Raw genomic sequence first — 12,802 nt, forward strand, 5'->3', positions numbered from 1 at the left:
GGCGCGAAGGGAAAGGGTTTGTTCACGGCTTGTTCACAGGGAATTTGCCAGCCGATCCGATCAATTCTAAACAAACATCCGGCGTCATTAACCCCTTGTCAAACCTTGCCAAACATCCTGATCCCATTGCTGTGGGAGCGTGGGTTATGAAACAGATGGATCAGACAGGCCGAACCTCGGGCCTGAAAATTGCGGGCATCTCGCTGATGCTGATGGCGCTGACTGCGCTGGCGGGCTGGGGGATCTACGCAATTCCAGCCCCGGTCGTGGACCGAATGCTGGAATCAGATCTGCGACACCGTGCGGCGCAATTGAACCAGCAGGTCGCCTCGCACCTGTTCGATGTCGAGGCAACGTTCCAATACGGCGTTCTTGATGAACATGATGAGGAGTTTCTGGAGCTTTTGCCCGAAACCTCGGACATTTATCGCTTCAAGCTGTTCGACAGCGATGGGCGCGTGTTCTGGTCAACCCGTCCAGGCGATGTCGGAGCCGTGAACTCCGATTCCTACTTTCAGGAAATCGTTGCAACGGGAGGATCCTATTACAAACATGAGGAAAAACCGATCTCTGAGGTCAATTCCCTTGACCATGAAGCGATGGCCAGGTCGGGCAAGAAAACCTGTCACGTGGCCGAAATCTATACGCCTGTCATCAAGGATGGCCAGTTTCTGGGCGCCATTGAGTTCTATTCGGACATCACGCCGCAGCGTGATCTGTTCATCACCCGCGTCCGGTGGTCGTTGGCCGTGCTCTGCAGTGTGGCCCTTCTGGCGCTGACAGCGGTGATTCTGGTGATCTATTGCACGAATCGCAGGCAGGTCCGCGATCTGCGGGTGCGCGCCGCCAAGGAGCGTGAATTGATGGATGACCAGCTGCGCCTGGCGCGCGAAGTGCGCCTGCTGGGCGAGTTGAATGAGTGGCTGCAATCCAGCCGTTCTCTGGACGAGCTTTTTGAAATGGTTTCACGCTTCATGACCCATATCCTGCCCGAGGCTGAAGGCAGCGTGTATGTCTATTCCAATTCACGCGACGTGCTGGATGGATGCGCCAGCTGGAATGGCGGCTCGCACAAGGCGCATATTCATCCCGAAGGCTGCTGGGGGCTGCGGCGTGGGCGAACATATGAATTCGGAGCCTCCGAGATCGATTTCGTCTGCGAACATGCCGAACCGCATGACGGGCGGCCTTATTTCTGCTTCCCCATTCTTGCCCATGGCGAGACCGTAGGCCTGTTGCATCTGCGCGCGCATGAAGGCAGCGGCGCGGAGTTCCACGACAGTAAGAAGCTGGCGCAGCTCTGCGCGGAACAGATCAGCATGGCGATTGCCAATGTTCGGATGCGTGATCAGTTGCACGACCAGTCGGTACGTGACCCTTTGACCGGGCTGTTCAATCGCCGCCATATGACTGAAACCCTGCGCAAGTCGATCAGCCGCAGCCAGCAGACGGGTGCTCCGCTCAGCATGATCGCGGTGGATGTCGATCATTTCAAAAAGTTCAACGACACCCATGGGCATGACGCTGGCGACATGGTGCTGCGCGCGGTTGGCGCGGCGCTCGAACAGGGATGCGACCGTGATGAGATTGCTTGCCGGATAGGGGGCGAGGAGTTCATGCTGATCCTGCCCGACAACACCCCGGATGACGCCATGACCCGCGCCGAACAGGTGCGGCAGGCGGTCGAGGCGGTCTCGGTTCGATATGGTGAGAAATCGCTGCCCCGCATCACCATCTCGGTCGGGGTTGCGCATTATCCGATGCATGGCGTGATGCCGCAGGATTTGATGCGGGCCGCCGACGATGCGCTTTACGCGGCCAAAGACAAGGGTCGCAATCAAGTACAGGTCGCGCGATCCGGGGCTATCGCCGAGACCTCGGCTGTGGCGGGTGGTGCTACCGCGCGGCCCGCCAAAGGGGCATCCAAGCGTCCAGCAGCCTGATCCCGGCCGGGCAGGACGTATTGCGCAGTCAGCTCGACGTCATTGCGAGGCCCCGAGCTGGCCTTGAGCCCGAAGCTCGCCGATTCGTGTCTCTGCACTTGCGTAGCGCTTGATTCGGCCAGGCCGTATTCGCTCCTTCGGGCGGCTGGAAGGATGGTAGCGCTTAGCACCGCTGAAAACTGGTCATTTTCTTTGCCAATAAAACAATATTTGGTGCTGCGCCGCAGCATGTGTAAAAGAAAAGCGCCAAAAGGCGGCGTTTGCGAGCGATAACATGCCGGTTCTACCCAGAACTACAGATGTACGTGGCCGTATTGTCCGCCTAATCACAAGGCCACACCTATAATGACCGGGACCTGAAATGACAGACTTCAAGAAAATCCTGATCGCCAACCGCGGCGAGATTGCGATCCGCGTGATGCGGGCCGCGAACGAGATGGGCAAACGCACCGTCGCGGTCTTTGCCGAGGAAGACAAGCTGGGCCTGCACCGGTTCAAGGCGGATGAGGCCTATCGCATTGGTGAAGGATTGGGTCCGGTCGCGGCTTATCTGAGCATTGATGAGATCATCCGCGTTGCCAAGGAAAGCGGTGCAGATGCCATCCACCCCGGTTACGGCCTGCTGTCCGAGAACCCGGATTTCGTGGATGCCTGTGTGCAGAACGGCATTACCTTCATCGGCCCCAAGGCCGAGACCATGCGTGCGTTGGGAGACAAGGCCAGCGCCCGCAAAGTCGCCATCGCGGCAGACGTACCGGTCATCCCGGCGACCGAGGTTCTGGGCGACGATATGAAGGCCATCAAGGCCGAAGCGGCCGAGATTGGCTATCCGCTGATGCTGAAAGCCAGCTGGGGCGGCGGCGGGCGCGGGATGCGCCCGATCCTGTCCGAGGATGAGCTGGAAGAGAAAGTGCTGGAAGGCCGTCGCGAGGCCGAAGCAGCCTTCGGCAACGGCGAAGGCTACCTGGAAAAGATGATCACCCGCGCCCGCCATGTCGAGGTGCAGATCCTTGGCGACAAGCATGGTGAGATCTACCACCTGTATGAACGCGATTGCTCTGTCCAGCGGCGCAATCAGAAGGTCGTGGAGCGCGCGCCTGCCCCCTATCTGACCGAAGAGCAGCGCGCCGAGATTTGCGAGCTGGGCCGCCGCATCTGTGCCCATGTGAACTATGAATGCGCGGGCACGGTCGAATTCCTGATGGATATGAACACGGGCAAGTTCTACTTCATCGAGGTCAACCCGCGCGTGCAGGTGGAACACACCGTCACCGAGGAAGTCACCGGCATCGACATCGTGCAGGCTCAGATCCTGATTGCCGAGGGCAAGACTCTGGCCGAGGCCACCGGAAAAGCCAGCCAGGACGAGGTGCGCCTGAACGGCCACGCGCTGCAGACCCGAGTGACCACCGAAGACCCGCTGAACAACTTCATCCCGGACTATGGCCGCATCACCGCCTATCGCTCGGCCACCGGCATGGGCATTCGTCTGGATGGCGGCACCGCGTATGCGGGCGGGGTGATCACGCGGTTCTACGATTCACTGCTGACCAAGGTCACCGCCTGGGCACCGACGCCCGAGAAGGCGATTGCGCGGATGGATCGCGCGCTGAGGGAGTTCCGCGTGCGCGGTGTTTCCACCAACATCGCCTTTGTCGAGAATCTGCTGAAACACCCGACCTTCTTGTCGAATGAATACACCACCAAGTTCATTGACGAGACGCCGGACCTGTTCCTGTTCAAGAAGCGCCGCGACCGGGGCACCAAGGTTCTGAACTATATCGCGGACATCACCGTGAACGGCCATCCGGAAACCAAGGACCGCCCTGAGCCCCGTGCCGATCTGAAAGAAGCCAAAGCGCCCGCGCTGAAGGCTGAGCCGCAAATGGGAACGCGCAACCTGCTGGAGCAGAAAGGCCCGCAGGCGGTTGCCGACTGGATGAAGGCACAGCGTCAGCTGCTGATCACCGACACCACCATGCGCGATGGGCATCAGTCGCTGCTGGCAACCCGGATGCGTTCGATCGACATGATCAAGGTGGCGCCGACCTACGCGGCCAACCTGCCGCAGCTGTTCAGTGTCGAATGCTGGGGCGGTGCGACCTTTGATGTGGCCTATCGCTTCCTGCAGGAATGCCCGTGGCAGCGTCTGCGCGACCTGCGCGAGGCGATGCCGAACCTGATGACCCAGATGCTGCTACGCGGGGCAAACGGGGTTGGCTATACCAACTACCCCGACAACGTGGTGCAGGAATTCGTGCGTCAGGCGTCGACGAATATCGATGTGTTCCGTGTCTTCGACTCGCTGAACTGGGTTGAGAATATGCGGGTCGCCATGGATGCAGTCGTTGAGAATGGCAAGATCTGTGAGGGCACGGTTTGTTACACCGGTGACATTCTGGACCCGGATCGCGCCAAGTATGATCTGAAATACTATGTCGGCATGGCGAAAGAGCTGCGCGACGCAGGCGCGCATGTGCTGGGCTTGAAGGACATGGCGGGGCTGCTGAAACCGGCCTCGGCCCGCATCCTGATCCGCGCGCTCAAGGAAGAGGTCGGCTTGCCGATCCACTTCCACACCCATGACACGGCCGGCATCGCCAGCGCCACCATTCTGGCCGCGTCCGAGGCGGGCGTGGATGCGGTGGACTGCGCGATGGATGCGTTCTCGGGTAACACGTCTCAGGCGACGCTGGGCACTGTGGTCGAGGCGCTGCGCCACACCGAGCGTGACACCGGGCTGGACATCAAGGCGATCCGCGAGATCAGCGATTATTTCGAGGCCGTGCGCGGTCAGTACGCGGCCTTTGAGTCGGGCCTGCAGGCTCCGGCCTCCGAGGTCTATCTGCACGAGATGCCGGGCGGTCAGTTCACCAACCTCAAAGCACAGGCACGTAGCCTCGGCCTGGAGGAGCGCTGGCATGAGGTCGCCCAGATGTATGCGGATGTGAACCAGATGTTCGGCGATATCGTCAAGGTGACGCCGTCGTCGAAAGTGGTCGGTGACATGGCGCTGATGATGGTCAGCCAGGGCCTGACCCGCGATGACGTGGAAAATCCCGGAACAGACGTGGCCTTCCCCGACTCGGTCATCGATATGATGCGCGGCAATCTGGGCCAGCCTCCGGGCGGGTTCCCGGATACTATCATCCAGAAGGTTCTTAAGGATGAAGCGCCCAACACCGAACGCCCCGGCAAACATGTCGAAGCGGTCGATCTGGAGGCCACCCGCGCCGATCTGTCCAAACAGCTCGACGGGAAAGAGATCGATGACGAGGACCTGAACGGATACCTGATGTATCCCAAGGTGTTCCTGGATTACATGGGTCGCCACCGCACCTATGGTCCGGTCCGCACCCTGCCCACGCGCACGTTCTTCTACGGCATGGAGCCGGGTGAGGAGATCACCGCCGAGATCGATCCGGGCAAGACGCTGGAAATCCGCTGTCAGGCGATCGGCGAGACGGATGAGAATGGCGAGGTCCGGGTGTTCTTCGAACTCAACGGCCAGCCCCGCGTGATCCGGGTACCGAACCGTCTGGTGAAAGCTTCGACGATACAACGCCCGAAAGCCGAGGTCGGCAACCCCGGCCATATTGGCGCACCGATGCCGGGTGTCGTCGCCACCGTGGCCGCTGTCGCGGGCCAGGACGTCAAGGAAGGCGATCTGCTGCTGACCATCGAGGCAATGAAGATGGAAACCGGAATCCACGCCGAACGCGACGCGGTGGTCAAAGCCGTCCACGTCCAGCCCGGCGGTCAGATTGACGCAAAGGACCTGCTGGTCGAACTGGAATAACCAGTTTAGCCTTCTAAACTGTTAAGGGCCGTTCGGGGAACCGGGCGGCCCTTTCAACATCAGGAGGCCCCATGCTGACCATCACCCCGATCTACGCCGCGTTGATCGCATTTCTGTACGTCGCGCTCAGCGTGAATGTCATCCGGCAACGTCGGGCGGGCAAAATCTCGGTCGGGGATCATGGCGACAAGGCCATGATCAAGGCGATGCGCACCCATGCGAACTGCGCCGAATACGCCCCCTTTGCTTTGCTGCTCATCGCTATGGTCGAATTGCAGGGTGCTGGCGGCTGGTTTGTGAACCTGCTGGGGCTGTCATTGTTGGCGGGGCGGTTGCTGCACGCTTATGGCTTTGGCAAGACACCACAGATCATCATCTTGCGCCAGATCGGCATGGGTCTGACATTCACCGCAATTCTGATTGCCGCGATCGCGAATCTCGTCTTGGCTGTTTGAGCGCGCGATTTAGCCCGTCAAAACCTGCGTCTCGATCAAAGGAGCATGCGGGAGGTTAGGCTGCAGCTCTGCCAGTGTTTCATCGCTTTGACCGCAGATCAGGGTGGTCAGAACAATCAACGCGGCCAGCGCTGCCATTTTAATGTCTGCAATATCTGTCATTTCCTGTGCCCAACCCCTCGTTTCGTTCATTGCCATAGTTCTTAAACACGCCAGCCTCTGATTTCCGTCGAAAGATTTTTGCTGTATTTTGTGTTTTTCCGCTTGCAGCCTCGTGTGGGAATTTATACATCCCTCCTCACTCAACGGCGCGGGCGTAGCTCAGGGGTAGAGCATAACCTTGCCAAGGTTAGGGTCGGGCGTTCGAATCGCCTCGCCCGCTCCATTGAGAGGTCTTCGGACCACATAAGTATCTGATGCGGGCGTAGCTCAGGGGTAGAGCATAACCTTGCCAAGGTTAGGGTCGGGCGTTCGAATCGCCTCGCCCGCTCCAGATACCAAACTCTCCGAACATGCTGGTTCTTTGGCAGGCAATGCGCCATTCTGGCCATGATTTCAATCATGCACGGAATTCGCCTATGTCGGACTATGTCATTCGCCCCCTTACCGCTGATGAAGTCGAACATGCTGTGGATTGGGCCGGTCGCGAGGGCTGGAACCCCGGCGTGCACGATGCGAAGTGCTTTCGCCCGACAGACCCCGACGGGTTTCTGGGCGGGTTTCTGGATGATGAGATGATCTCATCCGTTTCAGCCGTGAATTACGACGACCGGTTTTCCTTTTTGGGATTCTATATCGTGAAGCCCGAGTTCCGGCACCATGGCCATGGGCTTGAAATCGCGCAGCACGCGTTGGCCCATTGCACGGGGCGCAACATGGGGCTGGACGGCGTGGTCGAACAGCAGGACAATTATCGCAAGTCCGGCTTCACCTTTGCTTATAACAACTATCGTTTCGCCGGGACGAAACACCTGATACTGGCCAAGCTAGAAACCGGGCCGAACGATCATATTGTTGATCTGAACCGCGCGTCAGATGAATTGAAGGCATATGATCGCGCGCTGTTCCCCGCACCTCGCGACCTGTTTCTGGAAAGCTGGCTGAGCGCTTACAGCCACGTTTCAAAACTCTATACCGAGAATGGCAGGATCAGGGGCTATGCTACGCTGCGCCCCTGTCTGACGGGTTACAAGGTCGGCCCCCTGTTTGCGGACACGACAGAAATAGCGAGGGCGTTGCTGGCCGCTGTCCTTTCGACGATTCCCGAGGACCACAACGCGCATGAGGTATTCGTCGACATGCCTCAACCCAACCCCTCGGCCTTTGCGCTGGCCGACGAGCTTGGGCTGGACAAGGTCTTTGAAACCGCGCGGATGTACTCCGATCACGAACCGGATATTGATCTGAGCCGAATCTTCGGCGTGACGACGTTTGAGCTGGGTTAGAACGCCTTGAACGTCATCGTGGTCAGCGAGCGTTCGATATTGGGAATCACCAGCAGGTTTTCGTTGATGAAATGGCCTACATCCTCGGTTTCGGGGATGTAGAGCTTCAGCAGCAGGTCATATTCGCCGCTAGTGGAATACAGTTCGGAATGGATTTCACGCAGGGCGATCTCTTCGGCCACCTTGTAGGTGGAGCCGGGTTTACAGCGGATCTGGATGAAGACGCAGGTGGACATGGGCCGGGCCTTGTTGGTTCGTGTTGACCGCAGGCTGGCACGGGCCGCGCCCGGGTGCAATCCCCTGCAACAGTTTGCGATGAAGGCTCAAAGCGGTCTGGATAGGCCGCCCGTCCGCGTCTATAAGCGCCCCTGTAGCAAAAGGAATTCGCCCATGCGCAGCGCTAAGATCAACCGTCAGACCGCCGAGACCGAGATCTCGGTTCAGGTCAATCTGGACGGCACCGGCCAGTATGACAATCAGACCGGCGTTGGGTTTTTCGACCATATGCTGGACCAGTTGGCGCGCCATTCGCTGATCGACATGACGATCCGGACCAAGGGCGATTATCACATCGATGATCACCACACAGTCGAGGATACCGGAATCGCGCTGGGTCAGGCGCTGACACAGGCTCTGGGCGACAAGAAGGGCATCCGGCGCTATGGCGAATGCCATCTGCCCATGGATGACGCGCAGGTGCGCTGTGCGCTGGACCTGTCGGGCCGCCCGTTCCTGATCTGGAACGTAGATTTGCCGACGCAAAAGATCGGCACGTTCGACACCGAGCTGGTGCGCGAGTTCTTTCAGGCGCTGAGCACCCATGGCGGTATCACGCTGCATATCGACCAGTTGCACGGCTTCAACAGCCACCACATTGCCGAGGCTGCCTTCAAGGCCGCCGCTCGCGCATTGCGCGATGCGGTCGAGACCGATCCGCGTAAGGCGGATGCGATTCCGTCCACCAAAGGCGCGCTGTAAATGCTCACCGCCATTATCGACTACGAGAGCGGCAACTTGCACTCGGCAGAGAAGGCGTTTCAGCGCATGGCGCGCGAGGTGGGTGCAGGTGAGGTTGTTGTGACCTCGGACGCGGATGTTGTGGTGCGGGCGGATCGTTTGGTGCTGCCCGGTGACGGTGCTTTTCCGGCCTGTGCCGCCGAATTGCGCGGCCATAAAGGCATCTATGACGCGATGGTTGAAGCCGTCGAGCAGAAAGGCCGCCCGTTTCTGGGCATCTGCGTCGGCATGCAACTGATGGCGTCCAAAGGCCACGAATATACCGAGACCGACGGTCTGGACTGGGTGGCCGGAGACGTCGTGAGGATCGAGCCCTCGGACAGCGCCCTCAAGGTGCCGCATATGGGCTGGAACAATCTGGTGCTGGAAAGCGATCACCCGGTCTTTGATGGGGTGAAATCAGGTGATCACGCCTATTTTGTCCACTCCTACCATTTCCGGGTGACCGATCCGGCGCAACGGTTGGCTTATGTGGACTATGGGCAAGAGGTCACGGCCGTGATTGGCCGCGACACGATGGTTGGGATGCAGTTCCACCCTGAGAAAAGCCAGGATGTCGGCCTGCGCATGATCGGCAACTTCCTGACCTGGGCGCCCTAAGCGCTATTGCACGCGGGTCCAAACCTGCCCGCGGCACACCAGACCACCGGCGACGCATCCTTTGACGGTCAGCTTGTTATGGCCGTCCAGCGACATTTTCGAGCTGTAGGTCTTGTCGCGATCCGGGGCCCAGATCTTGCCGTCGTCATAATTGCCACCGCCTTCGGGGATCATGTCCCAGATGATCTGCTTGCCGAGGTTCTCATATTCCAGCTGCTGGTTGCCGTCAGCATCAAAGGCGCTGTCGATGGTGCCGCAGATGGCGCTGCCGCATTCGGAAATCGACACATGCAGATAGCCACCCGTATCCCCCGGAGCAGTCTTCCAGAGGCCGTTCACCGGATCGGCGGCAAAGGCGCTTGTCGCCATCGCGGTGAATACCGCCGCAAGAGTATATGTCTTCATGGTTGTCTCCCTGTCTTTCCGGTCAGTCTGACCTGCCGTTCGGCACCGGGCAAGATTGACTTAGCGTCGCGTTGCGCCCCTGCCCTGCCTGTGCGATATCCCGCGCGTGTAACAGAGATATAGGGCCGCCCGACATGATCCTCTACCCCGCTATCGACCTTAAAGACGGCAATGCCGTGCGCCTGCTGCGTGGTGAAATGGATAAAGCGACGGTCTTTAACGAAGACCCAGCGGCGCAGGCCCGCGCCTTTGTCGAGGCGGGATGTGAATGGCTGCATCTGGTGGACCTGAACGGCGCTTTTGCTGGGGAGCCCGTCAATGCAGCACCCGTTGAGGCCATTCTGAAAGCCTGTGACGTGCCCGCGCAGCTGGGTGGTGGGATCCGCGATATGGCCACGATCGAAACCTGGATCGAGAAAGGTCTGGCACGGGTGATTCTGGGCACCGTTGCGGTCGAGAACCCCGATCTGGTGCGCGAAGCGGCCAAAGCCTTCCCTGGCAAGGTTGCCGTGGGCATCGACGCGCGCAACGGCATGGTCGCCACCAAGGGCTGGGCTGAAGAGACCGACGTGCAGGTCACCGATCTGGCCCGCAGCTTTGAGGACGCAGGCGTCGCCGCGATCATCTACACCGACATCAACCGCGACGGAGCGATGCAAGGCCCGAATATCGAGGCCACAGCGGCCCTGGCGCAGGCGGTGTCGATTCCGGTGATTGCTTCGGGTGGCGTCAGTTCTCTGGACGATCTGATCGCCCTGCGCGATTGCGGTGTCGAGTTGAACGGTGCGATCTCGGGCCGCGCGCTTTATGATGGCGCGATTGACCTGAAAGAGGCCATTCGCGCCCTGAGCTGAGTTACTGGGCGGCAGCGGCGGTCAGTTTCGCCAGCGCACCACGCATTTTCTCGACAACGGGTGAGTTTTCGACGTCATCAAGCTCGTCCATTGTCTCTTTCGGGTCCTCATAGGCCAGCCAGACTTGCCCGTTCGCGTCCTCATAGGCCTGCACCTTCAGCGGCAGGAAAAGCCCCGCGCGCGGGTCGATCTGCATGGCGGGGGTACCCAAAGCTGGGTTGCCAAAGATCAGCACCTGATTGGGCGGGATCGGCGTGCCGACCTTTTCCGCCCCTGCGGCATGGTCCACTCGCGCAAACACAGTCGCGCCCGCGTTGCCAACGGCAGCTTCGAGCGCGTCCAGCGCTTCAGCCACGGATTTGTTGGTCTCTACTTTGATGATGTCTTCAGCCATGGCGGACAGTGCGCCTCCGAATGTGAGTATTGAAGCCAGAATAAGATGTCGCATCTCGATAATCCTTTTCATGAATTTCACCTCTAATTTCCATGGCTTCACGTCAGATCACAATCACAAGTCTGGCATCGGCAGGGCTTTGCCGGTAAGGGTGCCCGCAATAGAGGACACCCCATGCTGAAAACCCGCATCATTCCCTGTCTGGATGTCGCCGATGGCCGCGTGGTCAAAGGTGTGAATTTCGTTGGTCTGCGCGATGCGGGCGACCCGGTGGAATCGGCCAAGGCCTATGACGCTGCCGGAGCGGATGAGATCTGTTTTCTGGACATCCATGCGACGCATGAGAATCGCGGCACCATGTTCGATGTGGTCCAACGCACGGCAGAGCAGTGCTTTGTGCCCCTGACCGTAGGTGGTGGCGTGCGCACCAAAGATGACGTGCGGGCCCTGTTGCTGGCGGGGGCCGATAAGGTCAGCTTCAACTCGGCCGCCGTCGCGAATCCGGACGTCATCGCCGAGGCGGCAGACCAGTTCGGCAGCCAGTGCATCGTCTGCGCCATCGACGCCAAGACGGTCAGCCCCGGCAAGTGGGAGATTTTCACCCATGGCGGTCGCAAACCCAGCGGCATCGACGCGGTCGAATTCGCCAAAACCGTGGTGGCCAAAGGCGCGGGGGAAATCCTGCTGACCTCGATGGATCGCGATGGCACCAAGGCCGGGTTCAACCTGCCCCTGACCCGCGCGATCAGTAACGCGGTGGATGTGCCGGTGATCGCCAGCGGAGGCGTCGGCAATCTGGATCACCTGGTCGAAGGCGTGACCAAAGGCGGGGCCAGCGCGGTTCTTGCCGCTTCGATCTTCCATTTCGGCGAATACACCATCCGCGAGGCCAAGGAGCACATGGCCGCCGCTGGCATTCCGATGAGGCTGACATGAGTATCCTTCACGATCTAGCCGCCACGATAGAGGCCCGCAAAGGGGCAGACCCTGACAGCAGCTGGACCGCCAAGCTGCTGGCCAAGGGTCCTGAGAAATGCGCCGAGAAGTTCGGCGAAGAAGCGATCGAGGCAATCATCGAAGCGGCCAAGGGGGACAGGGAGAAGCTGACCTCCGAAGCGGCGGATGTGCTCTATCACCTGCTGGTCATGCTGGCCGCGCGCGATGTGGCGCTGGACGATGTGCTGACAGAACTGGCCCGCCGTCAGGGCACCAGCGGCATTGCTGAAAAAGCGGCCCGCCCTCAGAGCTGATCATCCGGGTTCCGTGTGCAGGCGCGGCCCGTTATACTCTGACGTCGGAGTATAGCGAGGCGAAGGGCGCGTGAATGATCAGAATATTGGCGTTTGCAACTGTGCTTGCCACCCTCGCCGCCTGCGCCATGCCTCCGCCGTCGACAGGGGACGAGGTGCAGCGCCTGGCTGCGGAAATCCAAAGCCTCGGCTCCGATGTTGACCCGGAAGAGGCCACCCGAGCCGCCCGTATCACCTATGCCTATACCGCTCAGCTGGTGCAGGAATACGAAATCACCGACCCGCCCTTGATCCACAACGCCAAGGTCAACAAGGGCCTGCGCCCGCGTGGCCTGTGCTGGCATTGGGCCGAGGATATTGAGCGCCGGTTGGATCAGGAACAGTTCCGCACGCTGGAGATGCACCGCGCCATCGCCAACGCGGACAATCCGTTCCGCATCGACCACAGCACCGCCATCATCAGCCGCAAGGGTGAGAGCATGTATGATGGCATCGTACTGGACCCGTGGCGATATGGCGGCGTGCTGTATTGGGGACCGTTGGTCGAAGACACGCGCTATGACTGGGTCCCGCGTGAGGTAGTACTGGAGAAGCGGCGTCAGGAACAGGCGGCGCAGCTGAGGCCAGCGAACTGAGCCAC

14 protein-coding genes and 2 tRNA genes are annotated in these 12,802 nt (G+C 60.0%); 12 read left to right on the forward strand and 4 right to left on the reverse strand.

What is annotated here, in order from left to right:
- Nucleotides 1–155: 155 nt before the first annotated feature.
- The 3 genes from ACR0AZ_RS11985 to ACR0AZ_RS11995 all read left to right on the forward strand — a co-directional run bounded on the left by ACR0AZ_RS11985 (nt 156) and on the right by ACR0AZ_RS11995 (nt 6,197).
- Nucleotides 156–1,943 carry a diguanylate cyclase gene (locus ACR0AZ_RS11985; RefSeq protein WP_480667612.1) on the forward strand — a complete coding sequence of 596 codons (1,788 nt, stop codon included), beginning with the start codon at nt 156–158 and terminating at the stop codon, nt 1,941–1,943.
- 361 nt (nt 1,944–2,304) lie between these two features.
- Nucleotides 2,305–5,742 carry a pyruvate carboxylase gene (locus tag ACR0AZ_RS11990; RefSeq protein WP_480470383.1) on the forward strand — a complete coding sequence of 1,146 codons (3,438 nt, stop codon included), beginning with the start codon at nt 2,305–2,307 and terminating at the stop codon, nt 5,740–5,742.
- A 71-nt stretch (nt 5,743–5,813) separates the two neighbouring features.
- Nucleotides 5,814–6,197, forward strand: a complete 384-nt coding sequence (locus ACR0AZ_RS11995) for an MAPEG family protein (RefSeq protein ID WP_480667533.1) — start codon at nt 5,814–5,816, stop codon at nt 6,195–6,197.
- 9 nt (nt 6,198–6,206) lie between these two features.
- Here ACR0AZ_RS11995 and ACR0AZ_RS12000 read toward each other — a convergent pair whose 3' ends face one another.
- Entirely contained in the window at nt 6,207–6,359 is a 153-nt protein-coding gene (locus ACR0AZ_RS12000; RefSeq protein WP_480667534.1) for a hypothetical protein, read from the reverse strand.
- A 148-nt stretch (nt 6,360–6,507) separates the two neighbouring features.
- On the opposite strand from ACR0AZ_RS12000, the gene ACR0AZ_RS12005 reads away from it, so the two are divergent.
- From ACR0AZ_RS12005 to ACR0AZ_RS12015, 3 genes are all read left to right on the forward strand, one after another.
- A tRNA-Gly gene (locus ACR0AZ_RS12005) sits at nt 6,508–6,582 on the forward strand.
- Between the two features lie 33 nt (nt 6,583–6,615).
- Nucleotides 6,616–6,690, forward strand: a tRNA-Gly gene (locus tag ACR0AZ_RS12010).
- Between the two features lie 85 nt (nt 6,691–6,775).
- The gene (locus tag ACR0AZ_RS12015; RefSeq protein WP_480470386.1) at nt 6,776–7,642 is read left to right on the forward strand and encodes a GNAT family N-acetyltransferase; all 867 of its coding nucleotides are present in this window, start codon (nt 6,776–6,778) and stop codon (nt 7,640–7,642) included.
- On the opposite strand, the gene ACR0AZ_RS12020 is transcribed toward ACR0AZ_RS12015, so the two are convergent.
- On the reverse strand, nt 7,639–7,878 hold the full coding sequence (locus tag ACR0AZ_RS12020; RefSeq protein ID WP_170615187.1) for an Lrp/AsnC ligand binding domain-containing protein: 240 nt from the start codon (nt 7,876–7,878) through the stop codon (nt 7,639–7,641). The two genes, ACR0AZ_RS12015 and ACR0AZ_RS12020, sit on opposite strands and share 4 nt — an antisense overlap.
- Before the next feature lie 154 nt (nt 7,879–8,032).
- Between ACR0AZ_RS12020 and hisB the strand changes: the two genes are divergently transcribed.
- Together hisB and hisH are read left to right on the forward strand one after the other, a co-directional pair.
- Nucleotides 8,033–8,620, forward strand: coding sequence for an imidazoleglycerol-phosphate dehydratase HisB (gene hisB / locus ACR0AZ_RS12025; protein WP_480470387.1), 588 nt, complete (start codon nt 8,033–8,035; stop codon nt 8,618–8,620).
- Nucleotides 8,621–9,259 carry an imidazole glycerol phosphate synthase subunit HisH gene (gene hisH / locus ACR0AZ_RS12030; RefSeq protein WP_480470388.1) on the forward strand — a complete coding sequence of 213 codons (639 nt, stop codon included), beginning with the start codon at nt 8,621–8,623 and terminating at the stop codon, nt 9,257–9,259.
- A gap of 3 nt (nt 9,260–9,262) precedes the next feature.
- Here hisH and ACR0AZ_RS12035 read toward each other — a convergent pair whose 3' ends face one another.
- Nucleotides 9,263–9,664, reverse strand: a complete 402-nt coding sequence (locus tag ACR0AZ_RS12035; RefSeq protein ID WP_480667535.1) for a DUF2147 domain-containing protein — start codon at nt 9,662–9,664, stop codon at nt 9,263–9,265.
- A 134-nt stretch (nt 9,665–9,798) separates the two neighbouring features.
- On the opposite strand from ACR0AZ_RS12035, the gene hisA reads away from it, so the two are divergent.
- On the forward strand, nt 9,799–10,518 hold the full coding sequence (gene hisA / locus ACR0AZ_RS12040) for a 1-(5-phosphoribosyl)-5-[(5-phosphoribosylamino)methylideneamino]imidazole-4-carboxamide isomerase (RefSeq protein ID WP_480470390.1): 720 nt from the start codon (nt 9,799–9,801) through the stop codon (nt 10,516–10,518).
- Nucleotide 10,519: 1 nt separating this feature from the next.
- Here hisA and ACR0AZ_RS12045 read toward each other — a convergent pair whose 3' ends face one another.
- Nucleotides 10,520–10,912, reverse strand: a complete 393-nt coding sequence (locus tag ACR0AZ_RS12045) for a DUF302 domain-containing protein (protein ID WP_480471914.1) — start codon at nt 10,910–10,912, stop codon at nt 10,520–10,522.
- Nucleotides 10,913–11,086: 174 nt separating this feature from the next.
- Between ACR0AZ_RS12045 and hisF the strand changes: the two genes are divergently transcribed.
- The 3 genes from hisF (at nt 11,087) to ACR0AZ_RS12060 (ending at nt 12,797) form a co-directional block, all read left to right on the forward strand.
- The gene (gene hisF / locus ACR0AZ_RS12050; protein WP_480667536.1) at nt 11,087–11,848 is read left to right on the forward strand and encodes an imidazole glycerol phosphate synthase subunit HisF; all 762 of its coding nucleotides are present in this window, start codon (nt 11,087–11,089) and stop codon (nt 11,846–11,848) included.
- Complete coding sequence (locus tag ACR0AZ_RS12055) at nt 11,845–12,162, forward strand: phosphoribosyl-ATP diphosphatase (protein WP_480667537.1); 318 nt, start codon at nt 11,845–11,847, stop codon at nt 12,160–12,162. Before hisF ends, ACR0AZ_RS12055 begins: the two co-directional genes overlap by 4 nt.
- Nucleotides 12,163–12,236: 74 nt before the next feature.
- Complete coding sequence (locus ACR0AZ_RS12060) at nt 12,237–12,797, forward strand: hypothetical protein (RefSeq protein ID WP_480667538.1); 561 nt, start codon at nt 12,237–12,239, stop codon at nt 12,795–12,797.
- Nucleotides 12,798–12,802: the final 5 nt, after the last annotated feature.

This window comes from Ruegeria sp. BE3 (assembly GCF_056538865.1).